At 77.9% G+C, this 26076-nt stretch carries 24 protein-coding genes and 1 pseudogene; 17 read left to right on the forward strand and 8 right to left on the reverse strand.

From position 1 onward, the window contains the following. Window positions 1-207: 207 nt before the first annotated feature. The gene (locus ACK586_RS22440) at window positions 208-1830 is read right to left on the reverse strand and encodes a DUF4389 domain-containing protein (protein ID WP_409332738.1); all 1623 of its coding nucleotides are present in this window, start codon (window positions 1828-1830) and stop codon (window positions 208-210) included. Between the two features lie 212 nt (window positions 1831-2042). Here ACK586_RS22440 and ACK586_RS22445 point away from each other — a divergent pair, with 212 nt between their 5' ends. Both ACK586_RS22445 and ACK586_RS22450 read left to right on the forward strand, forming a co-directional pair. Then, window positions 2043-3170 carry an Acg family FMN-binding oxidoreductase gene (locus ACK586_RS22445; RefSeq protein WP_409332739.1) on the forward strand — a complete coding sequence of 376 codons (1128 nt, stop codon included), beginning with the start codon at window positions 2043-2045 and terminating at the stop codon, window positions 3168-3170. A gap of 59 nt (window positions 3171-3229) precedes the next feature. Then, window positions 3230-3832, forward strand: a complete 603-nt coding sequence (locus tag ACK586_RS22450) for an Rv1733c family protein (RefSeq protein ID WP_409332740.1) — start codon at window positions 3230-3232, stop codon at window positions 3830-3832. Between the two features lie 16 nt (window positions 3833-3848). Here the strand turns inward: ACK586_RS22450 and ACK586_RS22455 are convergent, their stop codons facing one another. After that, the gene (locus tag ACK586_RS22455; protein ID WP_409332741.1) at window positions 3849-4148 is read right to left on the reverse strand and encodes a hypothetical protein; all 300 of its coding nucleotides are present in this window, start codon (window positions 4146-4148) and stop codon (window positions 3849-3851) included. Between the two features lie 144 nt (window positions 4149-4292). Between ACK586_RS22455 and ACK586_RS22460 the strand changes: the two genes are divergently transcribed. Continuing rightward, window positions 4293-5384 (forward strand): flippase-like domain-containing protein, encoded by a 1092-nt coding sequence (locus ACK586_RS22460; RefSeq protein ID WP_409332742.1) that lies wholly within the window; start codon window positions 4293-4295, stop codon window positions 5382-5384. A gap of 62 nt (window positions 5385-5446) precedes the next feature. Next, window positions 5447-5953: pseudogene (locus ACK586_RS22465) on the forward strand (phosphatase PAP2 family protein); the annotation flags it as partial. 32 nt (window positions 5954-5985) lie between these two features. On the opposite strand, the gene ACK586_RS22470 reads toward ACK586_RS22465, so the two are convergent. After that, complete coding sequence (locus tag ACK586_RS22470; RefSeq protein ID WP_409332743.1) at window positions 5986-6906, reverse strand: zinc-dependent alcohol dehydrogenase family protein; 921 nt, start codon at window positions 6904-6906, stop codon at window positions 5986-5988. 12 nt (window positions 6907-6918) lie between these two features. Continuing rightward, window positions 6919-7926, reverse strand: coding sequence for a universal stress protein (locus ACK586_RS22475; RefSeq protein WP_409332744.1), 1008 nt, complete (start codon window positions 7924-7926; stop codon window positions 6919-6921). Window positions 7927-8097: 171 nt separating this feature from the next. Here ACK586_RS22475 and ACK586_RS22480 point away from each other — a divergent pair, with 171 nt between their 5' ends. Together ACK586_RS22480 and ACK586_RS22485 are read left to right on the forward strand one after the other, a co-directional pair. Next, entirely contained in the window at window positions 8098-8928 is an 831-nt protein-coding gene (locus ACK586_RS22480; RefSeq protein ID WP_409332745.1) for a DUF6544 family protein, read from the forward strand. Further along, window positions 8925-9599 (forward strand): SRPBCC family protein, encoded by a 675-nt coding sequence (locus ACK586_RS22485; protein WP_409332746.1) that lies wholly within the window; start codon window positions 8925-8927, stop codon window positions 9597-9599. The genes ACK586_RS22480 and ACK586_RS22485 overlap by 4 nt, the downstream gene beginning before the upstream one ends. A gap of 65 nt (window positions 9600-9664) precedes the next feature. Here the strand turns inward: ACK586_RS22485 and ACK586_RS22490 are convergent, their stop codons facing one another. After that, complete coding sequence (locus ACK586_RS22490) at window positions 9665-10663, reverse strand: universal stress protein (protein WP_409332747.1); 999 nt, start codon at window positions 10661-10663, stop codon at window positions 9665-9667. A gap of 241 nt (window positions 10664-10904) precedes the next feature. Here ACK586_RS22490 and ACK586_RS22495 point away from each other — a divergent pair, with 241 nt between their 5' ends. The 5 genes from ACK586_RS22495 to ACK586_RS22515 all read left to right on the forward strand — a co-directional run bounded on the left by ACK586_RS22495 (window position 10905) and on the right by ACK586_RS22515 (window position 15386). After that, window positions 10905-11537 (forward strand): CBS domain-containing protein, encoded by a 633-nt coding sequence (locus ACK586_RS22495; protein ID WP_409332748.1) that lies wholly within the window; start codon window positions 10905-10907, stop codon window positions 11535-11537. Window positions 11538-11546: 9 nt separating this feature from the next. Next, window positions 11547-12476, forward strand: coding sequence for a universal stress protein (locus ACK586_RS22500; RefSeq protein WP_409332749.1), 930 nt, complete (start codon window positions 11547-11549; stop codon window positions 12474-12476). After that, the gene (locus ACK586_RS22505) at window positions 12473-13039 is read left to right on the forward strand and encodes a flavodoxin domain-containing protein (protein ID WP_409332750.1); all 567 of its coding nucleotides are present in this window, start codon (window positions 12473-12475) and stop codon (window positions 13037-13039) included. Before ACK586_RS22500 ends, ACK586_RS22505 begins: the two co-directional genes overlap by 4 nt. 26 nt (window positions 13040-13065) lie before the next feature. After that, window positions 13066-13548, forward strand: coding sequence for a pyridoxamine 5'-phosphate oxidase family protein (locus ACK586_RS22510; RefSeq protein WP_409332751.1), 483 nt, complete (start codon window positions 13066-13068; stop codon window positions 13546-13548). 125 nt (window positions 13549-13673) lie between these two features. Beyond that, entirely contained in the window at window positions 13674-15386 is a 1713-nt protein-coding gene (locus ACK586_RS22515; RefSeq protein ID WP_409332752.1) for a sensor histidine kinase, read from the forward strand. Window positions 15387-15396: 10 nt separating this feature from the next. Here the strand turns inward: ACK586_RS22515 and ACK586_RS22520 are convergent, their stop codons facing one another. After that, a complete protein-coding gene (locus ACK586_RS22520; RefSeq protein ID WP_409332753.1) occupies window positions 15397-16143 on the reverse strand; it encodes a response regulator in 747 nt (248 codons plus the stop codon). A 159-nt stretch (window positions 16144-16302) separates the two neighbouring features. Here ACK586_RS22520 and ACK586_RS22525 point away from each other — a divergent pair, with 159 nt between their 5' ends. The 6 genes from ACK586_RS22525 to ACK586_RS22550 all read left to right on the forward strand — a co-directional run bounded on the left by ACK586_RS22525 (window position 16303) and on the right by ACK586_RS22550 (window position 24022). Further along, complete coding sequence (locus tag ACK586_RS22525; protein WP_409332754.1) at window positions 16303-16842, forward strand: flavodoxin domain-containing protein; 540 nt, start codon at window positions 16303-16305, stop codon at window positions 16840-16842. Window positions 16843-16972: 130 nt separating this feature from the next. Further along, on the forward strand, window positions 16973-17968 hold the full coding sequence (locus ACK586_RS22530; protein ID WP_409332755.1) for an Acg family FMN-binding oxidoreductase: 996 nt from the start codon (window positions 16973-16975) through the stop codon (window positions 17966-17968). A gap of 40 nt (window positions 17969-18008) precedes the next feature. After that, window positions 18009-20459, forward strand: a complete 2451-nt coding sequence (gene ppsA, locus ACK586_RS22535) for a phosphoenolpyruvate synthase (protein ID WP_409332756.1) — start codon at window positions 18009-18011, stop codon at window positions 20457-20459. Beyond that, window positions 20456-20977, forward strand: a complete 522-nt coding sequence (locus ACK586_RS22540) for a hypothetical protein (protein WP_409332757.1) — start codon at window positions 20456-20458, stop codon at window positions 20975-20977. The genes ppsA and ACK586_RS22540 overlap by 4 nt, the downstream gene beginning before the upstream one ends. Window positions 20978-20985: 8 nt before the next feature. Beyond that, a complete protein-coding gene (locus ACK586_RS22545) occupies window positions 20986-23415 on the forward strand; it encodes a glycoside hydrolase family 65 protein (RefSeq protein ID WP_409332758.1) in 2430 nt (809 codons plus the stop codon). 142 nt (window positions 23416-23557) lie between these two features. Then, window positions 23558-24022 (forward strand): hypothetical protein, encoded by a 465-nt coding sequence (locus ACK586_RS22550; protein ID WP_409332759.1) that lies wholly within the window; start codon window positions 23558-23560, stop codon window positions 24020-24022. A gap of 64 nt (window positions 24023-24086) precedes the next feature. Here the strand turns inward: ACK586_RS22550 and ACK586_RS22555 are convergent, their stop codons facing one another. After that, window positions 24087-25112 (reverse strand): class I fructose-bisphosphate aldolase, encoded by a 1026-nt coding sequence (locus tag ACK586_RS22555; protein ID WP_409332760.1) that lies wholly within the window; start codon window positions 25110-25112, stop codon window positions 24087-24089. Between the two features lie 547 nt (window positions 25113-25659). Further along, on the reverse strand, window positions 25660-25962 hold the full coding sequence (locus ACK586_RS22560; protein WP_409332761.1) for an ANTAR domain-containing protein: 303 nt from the start codon (window positions 25960-25962) through the stop codon (window positions 25660-25662). Between the last annotated feature and the right edge of the window lie 114 nt (window positions 25963-26076).

The following is a 26076-nucleotide window of genomic DNA, read 5'->3' on the forward strand; positions in this document are numbered from 1 at the left end:
AGCGACCCACCCCTGCTTCCCCTCACCGGCACCCGCGTCCTCACCGGCCCACCCCTCCCCGGAGCCGAGCCCCCCGACGAGGACCCGCCACCCTTCTGACGGTCCCGGGAGCAGCCCCGGGCCGGACCCTGCACGCACCGTCGTACGGCGACGACCCCTGCCCGGAAACAGGGGTCGTCGCCGCGCTGCGTCTGGCGGGGAGCCGGGTCAGGCGGGGCCCTGTTCCCGACTCGGCGTGCTCCCCGCCGGCACCGGCTCGCCGGCGGCCGGGCCGCCGTAGGGCGGCGGAGGCGTCCGCTCGGCCGGGGTCCCGCCCGGCGGAGGAACGGGCCGGGCCCGGTGCGCGGCGAGCGTCACGAGCAGCCCACCGGCCAGCACCAGCACGGCACCGATGCCCAGCAGCGTCCAGGAGAACCAGGTGAGCCCGGGGAGGGTCGCGCCGGCACGGACCTCCGCGGCGATGCCCGCGGCCCCGTCGGCGCGCATCACCACGACCGTCCAGTCGCCCTCGGTCGGCCGCCAGTCCAGCACCTGGGTGCCCGGACCGGTGGCCGAGGCGACCCACACGTCGGCCTCGGCCGGCGAGGAGGCGGGCGCCCCGCCGGTGACGTCGCGCAGGCCGCGCAGCACCTCGCGGTCGCCGTCCTCCCGGATGGCGAGGTGGTCCACCTCGCTGCGGCCGACGCCGCCCAGGTAGCCGGCCACGTCGGCGGTGCGGCCCACACCCACGAACAGCTCGCCGTCCGGATCGGCGGGCGTGACCTCGATCCGGGCCGTGCCCAGCAGCTCGTCGACGAACCAGTCCAGACCGTCGCCCTCGAGCCGGATCCCGTCGGTGGTTACCGCGTACCGGTCGCTGCTCAGCTCGGCGTCCGGCGACACCAGCCAGCCGTCCTCCCGCTGCGTCTGGTCGGCCCACAGCAGCGTGCCGCCCGCGCCGAGGAACCCGGTCGCCGTGAGTAGAAGGAAGGCACCGACGACCAGCGAGACGACCCGGCCGGCCGGCCAGCTGGTGGTCGCCCCCTGTGCCTGGACCGGACCCTGGGCCACGCCCTGGACCGGACCCTGGGAAGCGCCCGGCACCATGCCCTCCGGCGCGTACGGGGTCACCGCTCCGGTGCCCGCGGGGCCGGCCGGAGGCGGGCCGGCGGGCACCGACCCGGGGTCGGCGCCACCCATGTCCAGCCGGAACGGCGGGTACGCGTCGGTCATCAGCGCGGCGTACGCGGCGACCCGCAGCGCCCAGCGGTCCATGCCCAGGACGAAGTCGTAGAGCGGCCGGGGGTAGCGGCCGGAGAACAGCAGCACGACGCCGGCGATGAGCACCAGCAGGCCGACCAGGCCGCCGACGCCCCAGCTCTCGCCCCACGCGCCGTCCCCCCGGCCGCCGAGCCACAGCCCGCCGCCGATGAAGACCGCCAGCACGAGGTAGTGCGGCAGCGCCAGCAGCCACCACTTGACCAGGACCAGCCCGCGGGACAGCCGCTGCGGGTAGGGGACGTCGAGGTGGGCCGGGTAGTCCGGCACCTCGGCCAGCGTGAACGGCGGGTACCGGTCGGTGCCCAGCGCGGCGTAGCCGTAGTAGTGCACGCGCCACGTCCAGCGCAGCACCCCGACGTTGTAGTCGAACAGCGCCCTCGGGTACCGGCCGGTGACGAGGATCGCGAAGAAGGCGATCACCCCGACCACGACGAACCCCAGCCACATGAACGCCAGCACCACGTAGTGCGGGATCAGCAGCAGCCACTTGACCAGCCACAGGCCCCGCGACAGCGGGGTGTCCAGCGCCGCGTCGACCCGCACGGGATACGGCGTCCGGTGCTCGGTCACGTCGTCCTCCTCTCCGCGCCGCCGGGTGCGGCGCTCGTCGCCGCGGACGGCGGCGGTCCGCGTCGACCGTCGCGGTCGGGACGCGCCCGCCGGTACGTCCGATCGGTGCACCGACCGCGGGACGTTCGTCATCGGCGCCGGTGACGGCGGCCCCCGCGTCGGCGCCGCGCGCGGAGCCGACGCTGGGCGGAGGACCACGACGAGGAGTTCCCATGCCGCCCACCACCGTGCCGACCACCGCCGGCCGCCGGTCCCGGACCGACGCGCTCGAGGAGGCCGCCGACCTCGCGCGCCTCGCGCCGTCGGTCCACAACACCCAGCCCGGGCGGCTCGCGCTGCGGGACGACCGCCTCGAGCTGCACGCCGACCGCACGCGGCAGCTCGTCACGCTCGACCCCGCGGGCCGCGCGCTGGCCCAGAGCGTCGGCGCCGCCCTGTTCAACGCCCGGGTGGCGCTCGCCGCGGCGGGCTGGGCGGCGGCCGTCGTGCGGCTGCCCGACCCGGCCGACCCCGACCTCCTGGCGGTGGTCCGCCCCGTGGAGGGCGCTCCGGACCCGGCACTGGCCGCGCTGGCCGGCGCCGTCCGGGAGCGGCACACCAACCGCCGGGCCTTCTCCGGCGAGGAGGTGCCCGACGAGCTGGTGCGCGTCCTGTCCCGGGCGGTCGCCGCGGAGGGCGCGGAGCTCGTGCCCGTCCGCAGCGAGCCCCACCGCCAGCTGGTGGCACGGCTGACCCAGCAGGCCGACGCGGTGCAGAACGCCGACCCGGCCTACCGGGCGGAGCTGCGGCGCTGGACGACGCGCACGCCGGGCGAGGGCGACGGCGTCCCCGCCGCCGTCGTCCCGCACGTCGACGGCCGCCAGCACGACGACCTGCCCCTGCGCGACTTCGACAGCGCCGGCAGCGGCGCGCTGCCCGCCGAGACCCGCTCGACCGGCCGGCAGACGATCGTCCTGCTGGCCTCGCACCGCGACGACCAGCACGCGTGGGTGCGCGCCGGCGAGGCGCTCGAGCGGTTGCTGCTCGAACTCACGCGGGCCGGCTGGGTGGCCGGTCCGCTGACCCAGGCCGTCGAGGTGCCGCTGACCCGCACCCAGCTGCGGTTGGCGCTGACCTGGGACGCGCATCCGCAGAACCTGCTGCGGATCGGCCGCGCGGCCCCCACGGCGGCGACTCCCCGGCGTCCCCGCGGGAACGTGGTGGAGGGCAGCACGCGGCCGCCGGAGCCGGCCGAGCCGGCGCGGCCGGGACCGGTGGGGTGGCCGCCGCCGCGCGAGCACCGGCAGCGGACCGGACGCCGTCCGGTCCCCGACGGCCGCGGTGGGACGACGTGGGTGTGACGGCCCCGCGCCCCCGAGGTCGCCTCGCCGCCCCGGCCCGCTGACGACGGAGGCGTCCCGTGACCCCGCAGCCGCACGTCCCGCTCCCCCGCCGGCGCCGCTTCCTCCCGCGGGGCGGACCGCTCGAGCGCCGCTGCGACCGGGTGGAGGCGCTGTCCCGGGCCGCCGCCGTCGTCCTCGTGCTCCTGTCCCTCCCGGTGGCGCTGGCCGTCGGCACGGTCACCGCCGCGGACCTGCGCGACCGCGCCGCCGAGCAGACCGCCACCCGGGTGCAGGTGCCCGCGGTGCTCACCGAGGACGCCGAGGAGGACGCCGGGTCGGCGGCCTCGCGGGTGCCGACCGACGCCACCTGGCAGGGCCCGGACGGCGCCGAGCGCCGGGGCGCGGTGCCGGCCACCGTCGGCGCACGGGCCGGGGAGAGCGTGCGCATCTGGGTCGGACCGGACGGCGAGGTCACCCGGCGGCCCCTGAGCCCGGGGATGGCGACCACCGAGGGCGTCCTCGCCGGCGTCCTCGTCGCCCTGCTCTCGGCGACGGTCGTCGTCTCCCTGCACGTGGCGGTGTGCTGGGAGCTGGACCGCCGGCGGGACCGGCGGTGGACTGCGGAGTGGGCCCGGGTCGAGCCGCTCTGGGCCGGCCGGGCCGCCTCCGGGGACGCCTGACCGGGGCGTCCTCGGGTCAGGACCGGCGCAGCAGCCGGCGCCACCACGGCGCACGGGCCGGGCGGACGGCGGGCGGCGGGGCCGGCGGCGTCGGCGCAGGCGGCGGGGCCGGCACGGGCGGTGGGGCCGGCACGGCTGCGTGCCGGCCGGTCTCCTCGGTGCGGGTGTGCGCGAGGTAGTGCTGCACGGCGAGCGGATCCGGGTGGTGCCCGCGAGCGGCGACGTCGTGCCGCGCCTCCCACTCGGCGGCCAGCTTCTCCGCGCGACTCATCTCGACCGGCGGGTGCGCCTGCTCCCGGTCAGGGGGGACGGTCACGGCTCGGCCTCCTCGGTCGGGGCGGGTCGACGCGGTCACCGACACGGTCGCCCCGCGCCCCGGGCCGGTGCGAGTGCGCAACGGTCCGCCGCCGCGGGACCAACGGCCCGCGCGGTGCCGTCCGCGCCCGTGTCGACTGGGGACATGACCGCGGAGCGCACCGCGGCGCTCGCGGGCGCCCGGCGGCGGGTCCCCCCGGCCCGCCGGAGGAGCGTCGTGCGCCGCGTGCTGACCGGGCGGATCGGCAGCTCGGTGCTCACCCTGGCCGTGCTGCTGGCCGTGTTCGCCGGCCTGCTGCCGCGCATGACCGACTACGCCGGGGCGTGGGCGCTCGTCCGCGGGCTGACGGCGGGTGAGACCGCGGTGCTCGCGGCCGCGGCGCTGGCCAACCTGATCAGCTACGGACCGGTGTGGACGGCGGCACTGCCGGGGCTGACCCTCGGCCGGGCGGTCCTGAGCGACCTGGCGGCCACGGCCGTGTCGAACACGGTGCCGGCCGGCTTCGCCGTGGGCGTCGGCACGAACGCGGTCATGTTCACCTCCTACGGCTTCTCCCCGGCGCCGATCACGCGGGCGGTCGCGCTGACCGGCATCTGGAACAACCTCGTCAAGTTCGCCGTACCCGGGGCAGCGCTCGGCGGCGTGGCGCTGGTCGCGGACGTCCCGCCCGGGCTGGCCGTGGCCGCCACGCTGGGCGGCGTGCTGCTGCTGGCCGTCGCCGGCGCGCTGGTCGCGGTCGTCTCCCACGCGGGGGCCGGAGCGGCGGCGGCGCGCGCGGCCCAGCGGATCGTCGGTGTGCTCGCGCGCGCGGCCGGCCGTCGCGGCCCCGGTGGCTGGCCGGAGCGGGCCGAGCGCTTCCGCGCCGACTCCCTGGACCTGCTGCGCGCCCGGTGGGTGCGCCTCACCGCGGCCACGCTGGTCAGCCACGCGGCGCTGTTCGTCCTGCTCCTGGTCTGCCTGCGCACGGTCGACGGCGAGGGGGCCGGCGTGCACTGGCTCGCGGTGCTGGCGGTCTTCGCGGTGACCCGCCTGGTCACCGCCGTCCCGATCACCCCGGGCGCGCTCGGCGTGGCCGAGCTGAGCTACGTGGCCGGGCTGACGGCGGTCGGGGTGGGCGCCACGGGCGCGGCCGCCGCCGTCCTGGTCTTCCGGCTGCTGACCTGGTTCCTGCCGATCCCCTGCGGCGTGGCCGCGTGGCTGGCCTGGCGGCACGGCGTCGGCCGCACCGACCGGTGAGCCGCTACCGCCGCCGCCCGGTCCGGGACGGCGGCACGGCCGTGTGCGCGGCGGCGGTCCTCGTGGCGTGCTCGCTCGCCGTCGCCTCCGGCGAGGTCGGCGCGGCGGAGGCGGCGGTCTTCCGCGGCGTCAACGGGCTGCCCGAGGAGCTGCGGTGGGCGCTGTGGGGGTTCCAGCTGCTGGGCGTGCTGGGCATGCCGCTGCTGGTCGCCGTCCCCGCGCTGGCCCTGCACCGGTGGCGGCTCGCGCTGGTCCTGTGCGCGCTGGTGCCGCTCAAGCTGCTGGTGCACGGCGAGCTGGTGAAGGCGCTGGTGCAGCGGTCCCGGCCGGGCAGCACCATCGACGGCGCGGTGCTGCGCGACGTCCCCTCCGCCGGGATCGCCTACCCCTCCGGGCACGCGGTGATCGCCTTCGGCGTGGTCGTGCTCCTGTGGCCGTACCTGCGCCCGCGGTGGCGGGCCGTCGTCCTCGCACTGGCCCTGCTGAACTCGCTGGCCCGCGTCTACCTGGGCGCGCACGCGCCGCTGGACGTGGTCGGTGGCGCGGCGCTGGGGGTCGTCCTCGGGGCGGTGCTCTGCCTGCTCGTCGGCGTCCCCGCCGGTCAGGCGTGCAGCACCGCGGCGCCGCCGAACCGGCCGGCCAGCCGCAGGAAGTCCTCGCCGTCGCGGCGGGTGTTCGCCGTGACGCTGCGCAGCCGCCGCTCCTGGAACAGCTCGGCGGCGTAGTCCAGCCCGGGGACCGCCGACAGCCAGATGCCGGCGACGGCCAGCGTTCCCCCGCGGTCGAGGGCCCGCAGCGCCACGGGCACCAGCTCACCGGCGGGCGCGAACAGGATCGCCCCGTCCAGCGGCTCCGGCGGGGCGTCGGTGGGGCCGCCCACGGAGTCGACCCCGAGCGCCCGGGCCAGTTCCCGGTTGTGCTCCCCGCGGGTGAGCACGTGCACCCGCAGTCCCTGGGCGAGCGCGACCTGCGCCGTGAGGTGGGCGCTGCCGCCGAACCCGTAGATCCCCAGCCGGCCGGCGGGCGGCACCTGCGCGCAGCGCAGCGCGCGGTAGCCGATGATCCCGGCGCACAGCAGCGGCGCGGCCTGCTCGTCGGGCAGCCCGTCCGGCAGCCGGTAGGCGAACCGCTCGTCCACCAGGCAGGCGTCGGCGTACCCGCCGTCGAGGTCCCAGCCGGTGAACAGCGGAGCGGTGCACAGGTTCTCCTCGCCGCGGCGGCAGAAGCGGCAGGTGCCGTCGGCGCGGGCCAGCCAGGGGATGCCGATCCGCTCCCCCACCCGGAACCGGCCCGCCCCGCGGCCGAGCGCCGCCACGCGGCCGACCACCTCGTGACCCGGGACCACCTGGGGGGCGCGCGGGGGCAGGTCGCCCTCGGCCAGGTGCAGGTCGGTGCGGCAGACCCCGCAGCAGACGACGTCGACGCGGACCTGGCCGGGACCGGGACGGGGGAGCTGCCGCTCCACGCGCAGCAGCGGCCCGCCGTCGACCGGCCCCGGGCGGCCGACGACCCAGGCACGCACGGGCGGGTCCGCTCAGCCGGCGGCCGGGACGGGGGCCGCCTCGGCGGCCGCGACGGCGGCGTCCGGGAACGGCGCCCCGGCCGGCTCGGGGTGCACGACCATGACGGGGCAGGGGGCGTGCAGGGCGCAGTGCAGGGCGATCGAACCGAGCAGCATGGCGGCCAGCCGGCTGGTGCTGTGGCTGCCGACGACCAGCAGGGCGGCCCCGTCGGCGGCCCGCAGGAGGCGGTCCGCGGCAGCGCCGGCCTCCACCCGGAGCCGCACGTCCGCGTCCGCGCCGAGCACCTCGCCGACGATCCGGCCGGCGAGGTCCCGGACCGCCTCCACGGACTCGGCCAGGGGTGGCGCGGCGACCGCGTACATGTCGGTCCAGTAGGGATCGGGCTGGTGGACGGCGAGGACCTCGAGCTCGGCGCCGCGCTCCCGGGCCTCCTCGGCCGCGCGGGCCAGCGCCGCGCGCGACATCGCGGAGTCCTCGATGCCGACGACGACCCGCGGCGGCGGTTGCACCGCGCCGGGGTGCACCACCACGACCGGGCACGGCGCGTGCACGGCGCAGTGCAGCGCCACGGACCCGAGCAGCGTGCTCCGGACGCCGCCCCGGCCGCGGCTGCCCACGACGAGCACGCGGGCTCCGGCCGCCCGGGCCAGGAGGTGCTCGGCCGGCGGGCCCGGGAGCGCCACGACCTCGGCGGCGACGTCCGCGACACCGGGGACGTCGCTCAGCGCCGGGTCCTGGCGCGCCTCGGCCAGGACGCCCCGGACCCGGGTCTCGGTGTCCTCGCGGACCTCCTCGCGGATCTCGTCGCGGCGGCGGGTGTCGAGCAGGTGGGCATCGGTCCAGGAGAAGTCCACCGGGTGGGCGCTGACCAGTTCCAGAACCGCTCCCGAGCGTGCGGCCGCCGCGAGCGCCCAGACCAGTGCGGCGCGCGCACCGGGTGACCCGTCGACCCCCACGACCACCCGGCCGGCCGTCCGGCCGCCGCCGGGCGCGGCACCCTCCTGCCCCTGCTGCGTCATCCCGCTGCTCCTCGAGCTCCGCCCCGGTCCGACGCCGGGCCCGGACCCACCCTCGGCCGCCGGCCGCTCGCGGGCCGCGGGCCGACGTCACCCGAGGCGGTGACCTTCGGCCCGCGCGGCGGCGACCGTCGGCCCGGCCGGAGCCGGCCGGGGCCGACCTACGGTCGCCCGGTGACGACCACCTCCGCGGACCGGGACCGGGTGGCCCGCAGGCCACCGGCCGCTTTCACCCGCGGGCTGGCGGCCGCCGGCCTGCCCGACGTCGCAGCGGACGCCGACCCCGTCGCCGAGGAGGACCTGGCCGGGCTGCCGGAGCCCGTGGGCCGCTACCTGCGCGCCATGGGCGTCGCCGGGCGGCCGCGCACCCGGTCGCTGCAGGCGCACCTGCGCGGGTGGTTCCGGCGCGGCCCGCAGGGCTGGTGGATGCCGTGCGAGGCCTGGCAGTACAACGGCGCGGAGGAGATCGCCCGGTTGTTCCGCATGCGGCTGCTGGTGGCCGGTCTCGTGCCGATGTGGGGCTGGGACACCTACCGGTCGGGGAACGGCCGCATGCGCGGGAAGCTCCTCGGCGTGCTGCCGGTCGCGGACGGTTCCGGGCCGGAGTTCGACACCGGCGAGCTGGTCACCTGGCTCAACGACGCCGTCCTCATGGCGCCCGGCATGCTGCTCGACCCGAGGGTCACCTGGGCGGCCACCGGCGAGGACTCGTTCCGGGTCCGGCTGACCGACGCCGGCCGCACCGTCTCCGCGGAGGTCCTGCTCGGCGCCCGCGGCCGCCCCCGCGACTTCCGCACCGACGACCGCTGGGCCGACCTGCCCGGCGGTCCGGTGCGGGCGACCTGGAGCACGCCGGTCCTGGACTGGACCGTGCGCGACGGCCGGGTGGCGCTGGGCCGCGCCTGCGCCGTGTGGCACCTGCCCGACGGCAGCCGGCTGCCCTACGCCGACATGACCGTGACCGACCTCGACCTCGACGTCTCCCCCCGGAGGGCCGCACCGTGATCCGAGCGCTCGTGACCGCGACCGGCGCCGCCGCGCTGGCCGCGCAGCTGGTGCACGCCACCCGCGACTGGGGTGCCACCCACGGGGAAACCGCCCGGGTGCTGCCCGGCGACGAGCTCGTGCCCGGTCCCGCCGAGCAGACGACCCTCGCCGTGACGGTGGAGGCGCCGCCGGAGGCCGTCTGGCCGTGGCTGGTGCAGATCGGCCACGGGCGGGGCGGGATGTACAGCTACGACTGGCTGGAGAACGCGCTCGGGCTGGACATCCACTCCACCGCCGAGATCCGCGCCGAGTGGCAGCACCTGGCACCCGGCGACCGGGTGGTCGTCGTCCCGGAGGGCTACGGGCCGATGCCGGCGGGCTACTCCTTCCCCGTCGCCCAGGTGCTGCCCGGGCGGGCGCTGGTGCTGCGCCAGGCGCCGCCGGAGCACCCGTGGAACGCGGTGTGGTCGTTCCACCTGGTGCCGCACGGGCCCGGCAGGTGCCGGTTGCTGTCCCGGTCGCGCGCCCAGCGGCCCCGCGGCCCCGGGCTGCGGGTGGCCACCCGGGCGATGGAGCCGGTCACCCTGGTGATGACGCGCAGGATGCTGCGCGGCATCAAGGAGCGGGCTGAGCGCCGCGTGGCCGCCGGCGCCCCGGTCGCCCTGGACGCGCTCGACCCCCACCACTGACGCACCCGCCGCTGACGCACCCGCCGCTGGCGCACCGCCCCGGCCCGTCCGGTGCCGGGCCGGTGTCAGCGCGGGGACGCGCCCGCGGGAACGGCCGGTGCCGGTCCCGCGGTGGCCCGGTCGTGGGCCGGGCGGACGACGAGGACCGGGCAGCCGGCGTGCGTCACGCAGTGCAGCGCCACCGAGCCCAGCAGCGCCGCCCGCAACGCTCCGCGTCCGCGGCTGCCGACCACCAGCAGGGCCGCGCCGCGGGCCCGCTGGACCAGGACGTCCGACGGCGCCCCCTGCGTCGCCTCGAGGTGCACCCGCACCGGTGGCCCGCCGGCCCGCTCGGCGAGCACGGCGCTCAGCTCGGACTCCGCCTCGCGGCGGATACGGTCCCGGACCTCGCCGACGGTGGGGACGGGCACCTGCCACAGGTCGGCCCAGTAGGTGTCCATCGAGAAGCAGGCGACGACGTCGAGCTCGGCGGCCAGCCGGACCGCCTCCTCGACCGCGGCCGTCAGGGCGGCCCGTCCCGTCGGCGAGCCGTCCAGCCCGACGACCACCCGGCGGGGACCCGCCGCCGGTGCGGGGACGTCGGGCCCGGCCGGGGCGCGGACCACGACCACCGGGCACCCGGCGTGCGTCGTCACGTGCAGGGCCACGGACCCCAGCAGCGCGCTGCGGACCTCGCCCCGGCCGCGGCTGCCGACGACCAGCAGGTCGGCGCCGCGGGACAGCCGGACCAGCTCGGGTGCCGCGCCGTCGAGCGTCACCACCACCTCGACCGGTGTCCCGGCGGCCTCCGGGGTGGCCGCGCGGGCGTCGGCGACGGCGGCCTCGGCCCGCTCGCGCGCCGTCCGGCGCACCGCGGCCACGTCGGGCACGGCCAGCGGGGCGACCCCGGTCCAGTACGGCTCCAGCGAGCAGGCGGTCAGCACCTCGACGGTGGCGCCGCGGACGGCCGCGGTGGCGAGCGCGTACCGCAGGGCCGCCCGCGCACCCACGGACCCGTCGACTCCCACGACCACCCGGGGGCCGCCGCCGGCCTCCCCGTCGCCGAGCCTGTCGTCTGCCTCCACGTCGCCCTCCCGCGCGGTCGGCGGCACGGGCCCTCCCGCGCCTCCGCCCGAGCCTGCCCGTCCCGGTCGCCCCGGTCGCCGGGCCGGACGTCCTCCCCCGCAGGGACCTGCGGCACGGCGTCCCCCGGCACGGCCCCGGGGGCAGGGACCGAGGTCCCTGCCCGGGCCGGTCCGCCGACCCTGGGAGGGCACCCGCCCACGTGCCTAGCGTCGCCCCAGGACCCGGGTCGAGGAGGCAGCGGTGCAGGTCAGGGACGTCATGACGCGCGAGGTCGCCACGGTCGGCCCCGACACGTCCGCCAAGTACGCCGGCGAGGTCATGGCCGAGCGGGGGTACGCCGCACTGCCCGTCGTCGACGCCGACGGCGGGCTGGTGGGCATCGTCGCCGAGGCCGACGTGCTGCGCGACCGGCTGCCCCGCGATCCGCGGCTGCACCTGCGCCGCGAGGAGGAGCCGGACCGGGTCCTGCCCCTGCTGGTCCGCGGGGTCATGACCGAGCAGGTCCGCGTCGTGGCCCCGGGCGACGACGTCTCCGACGTCGCCGGGCTGTTCGTCGACGAGCACCTGCGCAGCGTCCCGGTGGTCGACGGCCGGCGGCTGGTGGGCATCATCAGCCGCCGCGACCTGCTGCGCGCCCTGGTCCGCACCGATCCGCAGATCCGCAGCGAGCTGCTGGACCTCGTCGAGCGCTACACCGGCGAGCCGGACGCCTGGGACGTGAGCGTCACCGAGGGAGTCGCCACCATCCGGCGCACCCGCGGGCGCTCGCTCGACCCGCCGGGCACCGAGGAGCGCGCCCTCGTCGCGCTCGCCCGCACCGTCGGCGGCGTCGTCGGGGTCGAGATCGGCGCGCCCTCGGCCGCGCGGCCCTGAGGAGGAGGCATGAGCACACCGCCGGTCGCCCGGCCCGTCCTCGTCGGGGTGGACGGCTCGGACGGCTCCCGCCGGGCGGTCGCCGCCGGTACCGGCGAGGCGCGCCGCCGGCACGCCCCGCTGCGCCTGCTCGCCGTGACGACGTGGCCGGCCCGCCTCCTGCCGCGCGCCGGCGGGGACGACGGGGGCTGGGACGACGGAGGCGGGGGGCGCGGGAAGGACCTCGGCGGCCTCGTCCGCGGTGCGACGGCGACCCTGCTGCGCGACCTCGCCGCGGACGCGGCCGACGTCCTCGGCGCCGACCGCGTCACGTGGGCGGTCGAGGACGGCGATCCGGTCGACGTCCTCGCCGCGGCCGGCGCCGACGCCTGCCTGCTCGTGCTCGGGGCCCGCGGCGCCGGCGGCGTCCCCGGGCTGCTGCTCGGCTCGACGGCCGCCGGGCTGGTCGCGGCCGCGCCCTGCCCGGTGCTCGTGCTGCCGGACGAGTCCGCCGTGGTCGTGCGGGAGCGGTCCTCGGTGGTGGTCGGGATCGAGGGCCGGCGGGAGGACGCGGAGGTCCTCGGCTTCGCCGTGGCCGAGGCCGTCGCCCGTGCCACGCCCCTGGTGGCGGTCCACGCGTGGCGGGACGTCACCCTGGAGACCGCCTTCCAGTCGCTGGGCCCGCTCGTCGACTGGGCCGGGGTCCTCGCCGACGAGGAGCGGGCGCTGGCCGAGGCGCTGGCCGGCTGGCGGGAGAAGGAACCCGACCTGGCCCTCCGCGAGGTGGTGGTGCGCGACCGCGCCGCGCCCGCGCTCGTGTCGGCGGCGATGACCGCCGAGCTGCTGGTCGTGGGCCACCGGCACCGGCGGCTGCTGCCGCGCCTGGGCTCGACCACCTCGGCGGTCCTGCAGCGGGCCGGGTGCCCGGTCGCCGTCGTCCCGCTGGGCGGCCGCCCGTGACCGCCGTGCGGGTCCTCGTGGCGGTCGCGAGCCGGCACGGGGCGACCCGCGAGATCGCGGCCGCGCTGGCCCGGGACCTGGCGGCGACCGGCCGCATCGCCGCGACGGCCGTGCCGGTGGAGAACCGGCCCGACCCCTCCCGCTTCGACGCCGTCGTCCTGGGCAGCGCCGTGTACGGCGGCTCATGGCTGCCGGCGGCGCGGGAGTTCGCCACGGCGCACGCCGGCGTGCTCCGCTCCCGGCCGCTGTGGCTGTTCTCCAGCGGTCCGATCGGCCCGGCTCCGTTCCCGGACGCCGAGCCGTACGACGCCGCCACGCTGCGGGACCTGCTCGGGCCCAGGGGGCACCGGGTGCTGCCCGGCCGGCTGGAGCCCGGCCTGCTGTCGTTCGCCGAGCGCGCCGTGGCGACGGCGATGCGCGCCCCGGCCGGCGACTCCCGCGACTGGGCGCTGGTGCGTTCCTGGGCCGCGGAGATCGCCGCGGAGATCGCCGAGAGGATCCCCGCGGAGGCCACCGAGGTGCCGGCCGCCGGGCGGCCCTCGCCGGCGAGTTCCGGCACGTGAGCCGGTCCGGCGCCACGAGGAAGCGGATGTCGACCACCGAGGGACCCGTCCTCGCCGAGCTCTCCGGTGCTGAGTGCCGGCGGCTGCTGGCGTCCGTGCCGATCGGCCGGCTCGCCTTCACCGTGGGGGCGCTGCCGACGATCGAGCCGGTGCACTTCGCCGTGCGCGGCGAGGAGGTGCTCATCCCGGCGCGGCGCGGCGGCAAGGTGGAGGCGGCCAGCCGCGGCGCGGTCGTCGCCTTCGAGGTGGACGACTACGACCCCGGCGACCGGACCGGCTGGAGCGTGACCGTCGTCGGCCCGTCGCGCGTCCTGTCCGATGCCGCGGAGGTCACCGCGCTGCACGCCGGCGGGCTCGTCCCCTGGACGTCGGCGGCCGAGTCGTGCGTCATCGCCCTGCGCATCACCCGGATCACCGGCCGCCACCTGGCCCGGCCGGTGCAGCTCCCGGACCACGGCGCCAGGCGCCCCTTCGCCGACCCGCCACAGGGACACGACGCCGCGGGCTAGTGAGACCGGTCCCGCGCGTACCGGAACCGGTCGTGAAGGGTTGACCGGCGGGGACGGCGGTGCCAGCGTCGTCGGGGCAGGCAGCGGGGGCAGCGGAGAATCGGGGACGACGGACGGACGCGATCATGCCGGACCACGGTCGAGCGGAGGCCTCCCCGACCCGGGACGTGCTCGCGGGGATGCGCCTGACCGAGCTGCTGGACGAGGTGCAGGACCGGCTGCGCGCCGTCGCCCGCACCCAGGAACGGGTGCAGGGCCTGCTCGACGCCTTCCTCAGCGTCTCCACCGGCCTGGACCTCGACGCCACCCTGCGGCGCATCGTGGAGGCGGCGGTCGGCCTGGTCGACGCGCGCTACGGCGCGCTGGGGGTCCTCGGACCGCACGGCGGCCTGTCGGCGTTCATCTACACCGGCATCGACGAGGACGTCGCCGCTCGGATGCCGCACCTGCCCGAGGGCAAGGGCGTGCTGGGCCAGGTCATCGCCGAGCCGTACCCGCTGCGCATCGGCGACCTCTCCTCCCACCCGGCGTCGGTGGGCTTCCCGGAGGGCCACCCCCCGATGCACAGCTTCCTCGGCGTCCCGGTCCTGGTCCGCGGCGAGGCCTACGGGAACCTCTACCTCACCGAGAAGCGCGACGGCGACTTCACCGCCGAGGACGAGGCCGTGCTCACCGCCCTGGCGGGTGCCGCGGGCATCGCGATCGACAACGCCCGGCTGTTCGAGGAGGCCGACGTCCGGCGGCGGTGGGTGGCCGCGGCCGGGGACGTGCGCGAGCAGCTGCTCGGGGACGCGCCGCCCGAGGCGGCGCTGGAGCTCATCGTCAGCCGGGTCCGCGACCTGACCGGCGCCGACGCCGCCTGGCTGATGGTGGGCCCCGATCCCGGCGACGGCCGCTTCGAGTTCCGGGCCCAGGTCGGCGAGGACCTCCAGGACGTCACCGGTGCCCGGCTGCTGCCGTCCGAGGCCCCGCTGCTGGAGGCCTTCGCGCAGGCCCCGGCCGTGGTCGTCCTGGACATGAGCGGGGTCGACTACCGGGGCCCCAACGCGCACGTGCCCTGGGGACCCTGCATCGGCGTGCCGCTGCCGGGCGGCCAGGCCGAGAACGGGCTGCTGATCGCCGGCCGGCGCGCCGGCGGACCCCCGTTCGAGCCCGGGCTGGCCTCGCTCATCGCGACGTTCGCCGACCAGATGGCGGTGGCGCTGGACCTGGCGGCCCAGCAGCGCACCGCCCGGAGGCTGGACGTGTACGAGGACCGCGACCGCATCGCCCAGGACCTGCACGACCTGGTGATCCAGCGGGTGTTCGCGGCCGGGCTGAGCCTGCAGTCGGTGCTGCCGCGGGTGCCCGACCTGCAGGCGCAGCGCCGGATCCGCGACGTCGTCGGCCAGCTCGACGAGACCGTCCGCGACATCCGGACGACGATCTTCGACCTGCACACGGCCGAGGACGCCGACGCGACCGGGAGCCTGCGCCGGCGGCTGCTCGACATCGTCACCGAGACCGCCGGCGAGGGCATCTCGCCCACCGTGCGCATGTCCGGCGCCGTCGACAGCCTCGTCACCGGGGACCTCGCGGCCGACGTCGAGGCCGTCACGCGGGAGGCGGTCAGCAACGCCGCCCGGCACTCCGGCGCCGGACACGTCACGGTCACCCTGGACGTCACCGACGAGGTGGTGCTGGAGGTCGTCGACGACGGCCGCGGCATCGACCCGCGGGCGGCGCGCAGCGGGCTGCGCAACCTGGCCGAGCGGGCGCAGCGGCGCGGGGGCGGGGTCACCGTCGAGCCGGTGGCCGACGGGGGCACCCGGCTGCGCTGGTGGGCGGCGCTGCGCTGAGGGCGCCGGGTCAGCGCGAGGGCCGCGACGGCGAGGGCTGCGACGGCGAGGGCTGCGACGACGCCCCGGAGGCGCGCAGCTCGGTGGCCAGCACGGCCGCCTGGGTCCGCCGCTCGAGGCCCAGCTTGGCCAGCAGGTGCGAGACGTAGTTCTTGACCGTCTTCTCGGCGAGGAACATCCGCTCGCCGATCTGCCGGTTGGTCAGGCCCTCCCCGATGAGCTCGAGGACGGTCCGCTCCTGGTCGCTGAGCTTGGCCAGCGGTCCGCTCGGCTCGGCCGAGCGGCGCATCCGCTCCAGCACCGCGGTGGTCGCCGTCGGGTCCAGCAGCGAGCCCCCGGCCGCCACGGTCCGCACCGCGCTGACCAGGTCCTGACCCAGGATCTGCTTGAGCAGGTACCCGGCGGCGCCGGCCATGATCGCCTCGAACAGCGCCTCGTCGTCGCTGTAGCTGGTCAGCATGATCACCCTGAGCTCCGGCATCTTGGACCGCAGCTCCCGGCACACGGTGACGCCGTCGCCGTCGGGCAGCCGCACGTCGAGGACCGCGACGTCGGGGCGCAGGGCGGGCACCCGGGCCAGCGCCTCGGAGGCGTTCTTGGCCTCGCCGACGATGCTGATGCCCGGATCGCTGCCCAGCATGTCCGCGATCCCGCGTCGCACGATCTCGTGGTCGTCCAGCAGGAAGACCCGGATGGTGCCCTGGTCGTCGTCCACCGTCGCATCTCCGTCCTGCCGCTGCCGCGCGGCCGTGGTCACCGGGCCCCGGTGACGTGCCCGGTCGCAGGCTAGGCCGACGCGGCGGGTCCGCGCCCGGGGCCGAAGGTCCCGTCCTCGGTCCCGGCGGTGACCTCCGGCCGGGCGCCGGGGGTCCTCCGCCCCTGCGTGCCGCGGTGCCCGGGGCGGCAGCGTGCGGGCATGGACCTCCGCACGACCCGTGTCCTCGTCGCGTACGCCACCGCGGCCGGCAGCACCCGGGAGGTGGCCGAGCGCATCGGCGCCCGGCTGCGCGGCGCCGAGGTGGACGTGCGACCCGCAGGCCCGGACGTCGACCCTGGCCGCTACGACGCGTTCGTCGTGGGCAGCGCCGTGCACGACATGGCATGGCTCGACGCCGCGCGGGACCTGCTGGGGCGCCTGGCACCGGAGGCCGGCACCCGGCCGGTGTGGCTGTTCAGCGTCGGGGGCCTGGACCCGCGCGGTCGCGTGCGGGCGTGGATGGGGCGCCAGGAGCTCGCCCGGATCGCGCGCGGTCTCCCCCGGCACCCGCCTCCGCGCGACCACCGGCTGTTCGGCGGGGTGGTGGGCATGCGCGGCGTGCCGCTGTGGGGCCGCCTCTTCTACCGGGCCACCGGCGAGCGACCCGGCGACCACCGGGACTGGCCGGCCGTCGAGGCGTGGGCCGATGGCATCGCGGCCGCCCTCGCCCCGTCCTCGGCCGGCACCCGACCGCGGTGACGCGCGGCGCGTCCGCGCGACCGGGGACCCGGGGAGTCAGGACCTCCGTCCCTGCCCGGCCCGCCGCCGGTCGCCGCAGGCTCGGGACCGTCCGGCCGAGCGGTCGGGCGCAGCCGCCCAGGAGGCCCCCGTGCTGACCACCCACCTCGACCGCGGCACCGTGCGCGCCGCCATCGCACTGGCCAACCGCGCGCCGTCGGTGCACAACTCCCAGCCGTGGCGGTGGCGGATCGGCCCCTCGACCGTGCACCTGTACGCCGACCGCGAGCGGTCGCTGCCGGCCACCGACCCCGAGGGCCGCGACCTGCTGATCAGCTGCGGCGCCGCGCTGCACCACCTGCGGGTGGCCCTGCTGGCGGCCGGCTCCGCCGCCCGGGTGCACCGGCTGCCCGATCCGGCGCACCCGCAGCACCTGGCGGCGGTGGAGCTCTCCCCCGCCACCCCGACGCCCGACGACCTGGTGCTGGCGCAGGCCGTCGAGCGGCGGCGCAGCGACCGGCGGGTGTTCTCCACCTGGCCGGTGCCCGAGGAGTTCACCCGGGACATGGCGCGGGCCGCCGAGCGCGAGGGCGCGACGCTCGTCGTGCTCGACCCGGCGCGCCAGTGGGAGGTCGCGCGGCTGGTCGAGCGGGCGGGGGTCGAGCAGGCACTCACCCCCGGCATGGCCCACGAGGTCGCGCTGTGGACCGGCCGGTCCCGCGGCGCGCCCGACGGGGTCCCCGCCGTCAACGTGCCCGACGACCTGACGGCGTCCGTTCCCGTCCGGCACTACGCCGGGCACACCATGGAGCAGAACGAGCTCGGCCGGGACGAGTCCGACGGCACGGTGCTCGCCGTCCTCGCCACCGACGGGGACGGCGCGGAGGACCGGCTGCGCGCCGGCGAGGCGCTCAGCGCCGTCCTGCTCACCGCCACCACGGTGGGCCTGGCCACCGATCCGATCAGCCAGCCCCTGGAGGTCGCGGCGACCCGCAGCCGGCTGGCCGCCGACTGCCTGCCGTCGGGCCGGCACCCGCAGGTCCTGCTGCGGCTGGGCTGGGCGCCGATCAGCGCCACCCCGGTGCCGGCCACCGGCCGGCGGCCCGTCGACGACACCATCGACGCCTTCGACACGCGGCTGCGCTGAGCCGGCCGGTGCGCCGACCCGGATCTGGAGAGGACCCGCCATGACGACCACCACCGACCGCGCCGCCGGCCGGGCCGCCGCCGCGCGGTCCGACCTCGTGGCCGACCTGGGCGAGCTCGGGATGGCCGACACCGACCGCGCCGGCGGCAAGGGCGCCAACCTGGGCGAGCTGCTGCGCGCCGGGCTGCCCGTTCCCGGCGGGTTCGTCGTCCTGGCGGAGGGCCTGGCGACGGCGCTGGGGTCCGCCGGCGTCCTGGAGGAGGTGCAGCGGCTGCACGAGGAGGCGCTGGCCGCGGCCCGGCACGTGCAGGAGGCCGGGCGGGCGTCGCCGCTGGGCGACCGGGTCGCGCTGTGCTCGCGGCGGCTGCGCGCGATCGTCGCCACGGCCGGCGTCCCCGGCCCGGTGGCCGAGGCCCTGCGCGAGGCGTACGCGGCGCTGGGCGACGACGTCCCGGTCGCGGTCCGGTCCTCGGCGGTCGGCGAGGACTCCGCGGACACGTCCTTCGCCGGCATGAACGAGACGCTGACCAACGTCACCGGCCAGGAGGCCCTCGCCCGCGCCCTGGTCACCTGCTGGGCCTCGGTCTTCTCGCCGCGCTCGATCACCTACCGCAGCGAGCGCGGTCTCGACGAGGTCCCCCGGCTGGCCGTCGTCGTGCAGCGGATGGTGCCCACCCGCCGCTCCGGGGTCGCCTTCACCGCCGACCCGGTCAGCGGCCGCCGCGACCGGCTGGTCGTCGAGGCCGCCTGGGGTCAGGGCGAGGTGGTCGTCGGGGGGCAGGTCGAGCCGGACACCTACCTGCTCGACGCCGAGGGCCCGCGTCTGCTGACCACGCACCGCGGCATGCAGCGCACCCAGATCGTGCGCGGTGCCGACGGCGCCGACGAGGTCGTGCCGGTGGGTGCGCAGGACGGGGCCGTCCTCTCCCCCGGGGAGGCGGAGGAGATCGCGCGCCTGGCCCTGGCCGTGCAGGAGCTGCACGGCTGCCCCCAGGACGTCGAGTGGGCGGTCGACGACGACCGGATCTGGCTGGTCCAGGCCCGGCCGATCACGACCCTGGGCGCCGCGGACCGCACCCCCACCGGTCCGACCCCCACCGGTGCGCCCTCCACCGGTGCGACACCGCCGACGCCGCCGCCGGCCAACCCCGACGCCCCGCCCTGGCAGCCGCCGGAGCAGCCCCTGCTCACCGGGCTGGGCGCCTCCCCCGGCCGGGCGACGGGCCGGGTGCGGGTGCTGCACTCGCCCGGCGAGGGCGCCCGCCTGCGCACCGGCGAGGTCCTGGTCGCGCCGATGACCAACCCCGACTGGATGCCGACCATGCGCCGCGCGGCGGCGGTCGTCACCGACGCCGGCGGCGTCACCTGCCACGCGGCGATCGTCGCGCGCGAGCTCGGCCGGCCCGCCGTGGTCGGGGCCCGCACGGCGACCACCGCCCTGGCCGAGGGCACCGAGGTCACCGTGGACGGCGACAGCGGGCGGATCTGGCCCGGCTCGGTCGCCGGAGCCGGCGCCCCGCGGCCGGCCGGCGCCGCCCCGGCGCCGGTGCCCGCGGCGGACGGCGTCCCGGTCACCGCGACCGGCCTGCACGCCATCCTCGCCGACCCGGCCCGGGCCGAGGAGGTCGCCGCCCTGCCGGTCGACGGCGTGGGCCTGCTGCGCGCCGAGCTGCTGCTGACCCGCGCCCTGGACGGTCGGCACCCGGCGGAGATGATCGCCCGCGGCGAGTCCGAGCAGGTCGTCACCGCGATCGCCGGATCGGTGGGGCGGATCGCCCGCGCCTTCGCACCCCGCCCGGTCGTCTATCGGACCGCGGACCTGCGCACCAACGAGTTCCGCGGGCTCGAGGGCGGCGCCGCGCACGAGCCGGTCGAGGACAACCCGATGATCGGCGTCCGCGGGTGCATCCGGTACGTGCGGGACTCCTCCCTGTTCGACCTGGAGCTCGCCGCTCTGGCCCGCGTCCGGGAGGAGAGCCCCGGCCTGGCCGTCATGATCCCCTTCGTGCGCACCGGCTGGGAGCTGGAGCGGTGCCTCCACCTGATCGACGCCAGCCCGCTGGGCCGGCAGCGGGGGCTGCGCCGCTGGGTCATGGCCGAGGTCCCGTCGGTCGTGCACTGGCTGCCGCGGTACATCGGCATGGGCATCGAGGGCGTGAGCATCGGCAGCAACGACCTGACCCAGCTGGTGCTCGGCGTCGACCGCGACTCCGCCGACCTCGCCGACCTGTTCGACGAGGCCGATCCCGCCGTTCTCGACGTCATCGGGCAGGTGATCGCCACCGCCCGGCGGATGGGCGTCCCCAGCTCGCTGTGCGGGCAGGCTCCGTCGCGCCGTCCGGAGTTCGTGGAGCACCTGGTCCGTGCCGGCATCGGCTCGGTCTCGGTGGAACCCGGCGCCGTCGCCGCCACCCGCCGGGCGCTGGCCGCCGCCGAACGACGGGTGCTGCTCGAGGCCGCCCGCGAGCGCACCGCCGGGGGGTCCCGGTGACCGGCGCCCGTGCGGCGCCGCGGGTCGCGGCGCTGCTGGCCGCCGCCCTGCTCGGTCTCTCCGGCTGCGGCGGGGACGACGACTCCTCGTCCGCAGACGGCACCGGCGACTCGCCGTCCGCCGCCACGACCGCCGCGACGTCCGCCGCGGACGGGACCACGGGTCCCGGCCCGTCGCGCACGCCGAGCCCCGCCCCCGCGTCGACCGCCACACCGACGTCCGGCCCTCCCCCGGGCACCGAGATCCCGGGCGAGTCGCTGACCGCCGAGCAGGTCGCCGACCTGCAGGAGGAGGTCGACGAGGGACACCAGCCCTGGCGCACCGACGTCGGCGCCGTCGCGGCATCGTTCGTCGCCGCCCAGCTGGGCTGGGACGACGCGTCGGTGGCCCTGGCCGATCCGCACACCGCCGAGGTCACCTCCGCGGACGGGCGGATCGTGGTCCTGCAGCTGCGCCAGCCCGCCCGCGAGGGCGAGGGCGGCATCTGGGTGGTCACCAGCGGCGTCTGGGTCGGCTGAGAGCCCCGGTGGAGCGGGCGGACGGCGGGTGGGTGCTGCGCTACGAGGGGCTGGACCCGGCGGCCGAGCCGCTCCGCGAGGCCCTGTGCGCGCTCGGCAACGGACGGTTCGCCACCCGCGGCGCGGCGCCGGAGGCGCGCGCCGACGGGGTGCACTACCCCGGCACCTACGCCGCCGGCGTGTTCGACCGGTGCGCCGACGACGTCGCCGGCCGGCGGGTGGAGCACGAGAGCATCGTCAACCTGCCCGACTGGCAGTCGCTGACCCTCCGGATCGACGACGGGCCGTGGCTCGACCTGGCCGCGCTGACGGTGCTGGAGCACGTGCAGGAACTGGACCTGCGGCGCGGCGTGCTCACCCGGCGGTTCCTCGTCGAGGACGCCGGCGGCCGGCGGACCCGCGTCGCCCAGCGCCGGCTGGTCTCCATGGCCGACCCGTTCCTCGCCGCGCTGGAGTGCACCGTGGTGGCGGAGAACTGGTCGGGCCGGCTCACGGTCCGGTCGGGGCTGGACGGCCGCGTGACCAACCGAGGGGTGGCCCGCTACCGCGACCTGTGCGACCGGCACCTGGCGGTCGAGTCCGGCGGGCACTCCGACGGCCTGCTGGAGCTCGTCGTCCGCACCCGCCAGTCCCGCGTCCGGATCGCGCTCGCGGCCCGGCACCGCGTCCTGGCTGACGGCGACGGCAGCGCCGACGGCGGCGTCGAGCACCTGCCGCGCGCGCGGACGGCGATGCCGGCGGTCGACCTGCGGATCGCCGTGACGCCGGGCCGGGCGGTGACCGTGGAGAAGGTGGTCGCCCTGTGCACCTCCCACGACCGGGCCGTCAGCGAGCCGGCCGAGGCCGCCGCCGAGCAGGTCCGCCGGGCACCGGCGTTCGACGCCCTGCTCGCCCGCCACGTGCAGGCCTGGTCACACCTGTGGGACCGGTGCGACCTCGGGATCGAGGGCCCGCCCCGCACCTCGCTGGTGCTGCGGCTGCACGTGTTCCACCTGCTGCAGACGGTCTCCCGGCACAGCGCGGACCTCGACGTCGGCATCCCCGCCCGCGGCCTGCACGGGGAGGCCTACCGCGGCCACGTCTTCTGGGACGAGGTGTTCGTGCTGCCCTTCCTCGTCCTCCGGCTGCCCTCGGTCGCCCGGGCCATGCTGATGTACCACCGCTGGCGGCGGCTCCCCCAGGCGCGGGCAGCCGCCCGCGCGGCCGGGTACCGGGGCGCCCTCTACCCCTGGCAGAGCGGCTCCAGCGGTCGGGAGGAGTCCCCCGTCGTCCACCTCAACCCGCGGTCGGGGCGCTGGCTGCCGGACAACTCGGCGCTCCAGCGGCACATCGGGCTCGCCGTCGCGTACAACGCGTGGCGCTACCACGAGGCCACCGGCGACGTCGCCTTCCTCGCCGAGCACGGCGCCGAGATGATCGTCGAGGTCGCGGCCTTCTGGGCGGACCTGGCCACCTACGACCGCGTGGACGACCGGTACGACCTCTGCGGCGTCATGGGCCCCGACGAGTACCACGACGCCCTGCCCGGCCGGGAGCAGCCGGGGCTCGACGACAACGCGTACACCAACGTGATGGCGTCCTGGACGCTCACCCGCGCCCTGGAGTGCGTGGACGCGCTGCCGCCGCGCCGCCGCCGCGAGCTGCTGGACCGGCTGGGCATCGGCGAGCGGGACCTGGAGCACTGGGACCACGTCAGCCGCCGGCTGCGGCTGTGCTGGCACGGCGACGGGGTGCTCAGCCAGTTCCGCGGCTACGACGGCCTGGCCGAGCTGGACTGGGCCGCCTACCGGGCCCGCTACGGCGACATCAGCCGGCTCGACCGCATCCTCGAGGCCGAGGGCGACTCCGCCAACCGCTACCAGCTGTCGAAGCAGGCCGACGTCCTCATGCTGTTCCACCTGCTGACCGCCGAGGAGTTCTACGCGGTGCTCGACCGGCTCGGGTACCCGCACGACCGCGACACCATCCCGAAGGCGGTCCGGTACTACACGCCCCGGACCTGCCACGGGTCGACCCTCTCCCGCGTGGTGCACGCCTGGGTGCTCGCCCGCAGCGACCGCGCGGCGGCCTGGGAGCTGTTCCTGGAGGCGCTGGAGAGCGACATCGCCGACGTCCAGGGCGGGACGACCGGCGAGGGCATCCACCTGGGCGCCATGGCGGGGACCGTCGACCTGCTGCAGCGAGGCTTCACCGGCCTGCAGACCCACGACGACGCCCTCGGCTTCGACCCGCAGCTGCCCGACGCGCTGACCGGCATGCGGTTCCGCCTGCAGTACCGCTGGCACCCCGAGCTGGAGGTGCACATCACCCACGCCACGCTGACCGTGGGCGCCGGCCGGCAGGAGCGGGGCCCGCTGTCGGTGCGCGTGCGCGACCAGGAGTTCCGGCTGGACCCCGTGGGGGCCCTGCAGGTCCCCCTCCACCGCCACCCCGGGTGACCTCCGGCCGGTGATGGGCCGTTCCTGCCCGACCCGGACGGACGGAGGCCCGACGGATCCGCCGCCCGGGGACGTTCGACCCTGCGGCCGCATGCCCCGGGCAGGCACGGTGGGACACACCCCACCCGACGAGGAGGCCGCCGTGCCCCGTCCCACGACGTCGCGCGACCGCGCGCCGGTGTCCGCTCCCGCCCGCGTTCCCGGCGGGACCTTCCCCCGCCGGATCCCCGGGCACTGCGGCGACGGTCGCCGGTGGGACCTGTTCACCAGTTCCGCCGGGGTGGTCGCCGAGACGCCCTCGGGACCGGTCGCGGAGGCCCGGGTGGACGGGGAGGACGGCAGCGGCGGTCCCGTGGTCATCGACCTGTGGTTCGGGGAGGCGGCCGTTCCCGAGGAGCTGGCCGCGCACCTGGTCGAGCAGGCGTTCGCCCATCCCGCGGTCCGGCCGCGACGGCCCGTCGTCGTGTGCCTGCCGCGTCGCCACGGGCAGGTGCTCGGGCACGTGCGGCGGCACCTGACGGGCGCCCGCAGCCGTGCCGCCGGGGTGACCTGCCTCGTGGAGGGAGAGGTCGCCGCTCCTCCCGGGCGCGACCCGTCGCGGCCCTGAGCCGTCGCGGCCCTGAGCCCCCACGCCCCGGCGTGCTCCCGTCGTGCCACCGGGCCGGCTCCGGTCAGCCCGCGGGCACGGGCTCCTGCTCGTCCTCGGGCCGGTAGGCGCCCCGCCGGGCGGCGCCGTTCATCGCCGCCCGGTGCAGGAGCGCGGCCCGGGCCCCGGCCTCGTCGCCGGCCGCCCACCGGCGCAGCACCGGCGCCTGCAGGGCGCGGCCGAAGGAGAAGCTGAGCTCCCAGGGCTGGGGCGCGCGGCGGTTGATCGCGTCGAGGTTGCGCGTGGCCTGCCGGTCGTCCTGGCCGCCGGAGAGGAACAGGATGCCGGGCACCGCCGCGGGCACGGCCCGCCGCAGCGCACCGACGGTCGCGTCGGCCACCTGCTCGGCGTCGGCCGGCTCGCCGGACCCCGCCCCGGGGAGCACCATGTTCGTCTTCAGCAGGGTGGCCTCCAGCACCACCCGGTGGCGCGCGAGCTGGTCGTACAGCGCCCGCAGGGTGTCCACGGTGACCTCGGCGCACCGCTCGAGCCCGTGCCCGCCGTCCATGAGCACCTCCGGCTCGACCACCGGCACCAGCCCGGCCTCCTGGGCCAGCGCCGCGAAACGGGCCAGCCCGGCGGCGTTGGCCTCCAGGCAGGTGGCCGTCGGCCGGGCCGCGCCGATCCGGACGACGGCTCGCCACTTGGCGAAGCGGGCACCCAGGTAGGCGTACTCGGCCAGCCGGACGCGCAGCCCGTCCAGCCCGTCGGTGACCAGCTCGTCGGCGAACCCCGCCAGCGGCGTCGTCCCGCGGTCGACCTTGATGCCGGGGACGATCCCCGCCGCGTGCAGGACCTCGGGGAACGGGGCGCCGTCGTCGGTCCGCTGCCGGATCGTCTCGTCGAACAGGATCACGCCGCTGACGTGGTCGCCGAGGCCCTCGGTGGTGACCAGCAGCTGCCGGTAGGCCCGCCGGCGGTCCTCCGTCGACTCGACGCCGACGGCCGCCAGGCGCCGCGCCATCGTGGGCGTGCTCTCGTCGGCGGCCAGCACGCCCCGGCCCGGCCCGGCGAGCACCTCCGCGGTCCAGGCCATCTCCGCGACGTCCATGGGGTCTCCCTCCGTCCTGCGGTCGCGACCAGCCTCGGCCCGGCGACGGCGGCACGGACACGGGCCTTCGGCCCGGCCGGCGGGGACCTGGGCCCTGCCGGTGCCCGGGGCCGCGCCCGCAGCGGTGGGACCGGGGTCGCCCACTACAGTGGCGGCAGACGCGCCCGGGGTCACAAGCCGACCGACCCGCGGTCGCCCCGGCCGAGAGGCCACCCGTGCCCGAAGCCCACGAACGCCGCGCGCATCCGGCCCGTGCGCACGGCCCCGCTCCGCACGTCCCGTCCCTCTCCGCGCGCGCCGCCCGGTCGCGGACCGACGCGGCCGCGGCGTGCGCCCGGAGCCGGGCCCTGCTGTCGCGTGCCGCGGCGACCGCGATCCGCGCCGCCGCCGTCCTGGAGGCGTGCGCCGACACGGCCGCCGCCGCGGGGCGGGCGGACGACGCCGACCGGCTGCGCCGGCTGGCCGGGCAGCACCGGCGCCGCGCCCTGCACGCCGCCGGCGAGGCCTCGGGCCGGCGCGCCCCGGGCGGGGCGGCGGATCCCACGGCTCACCCGCCATCGGGCCCCCGTGCTGCCGTCACCCCGCCGGGGGTCCCCGCGGAGGCGACCACCTCCGCGGCGATCTCGCGCAGCTTGCGGTTCCGGCGCTGCGACTGACCGACGAGGCGGTGGAACGCGTCGTCCGCGGACCCGCCGTGGCGCTCCATCAGCACGCCCTTGGCCTGCTCGATGACCGCGCGCGACCGCAGGGCCACGCGGAGGTGGCCGACCAGGTCGACCGCGGTCGCCTGCGCTCCCGCGTCGTCGACCAGGCGGGCGGCGTAGCGGGCGACGTCCCGCGCGACGGCCACGTCACCGGCCCCCCAGCCTGACTTTGATCAGGGCTGCATGATCATCTCTGCTGCGGGCCGCTGAGCTGCAGGAACGGTCTGGACTCCGCGCGGTTTCACGCACTAACGGGGTCG

Origin of the sequence: Trujillonella humicola (assembly GCF_046233715.1) — a bacterium.
In the GTDB taxonomy this organism is placed as follows: domain Bacteria; phylum Actinomycetota; class Actinomycetes; order Mycobacteriales; family Geodermatophilaceae; genus Trujillonella; species Trujillonella humicola.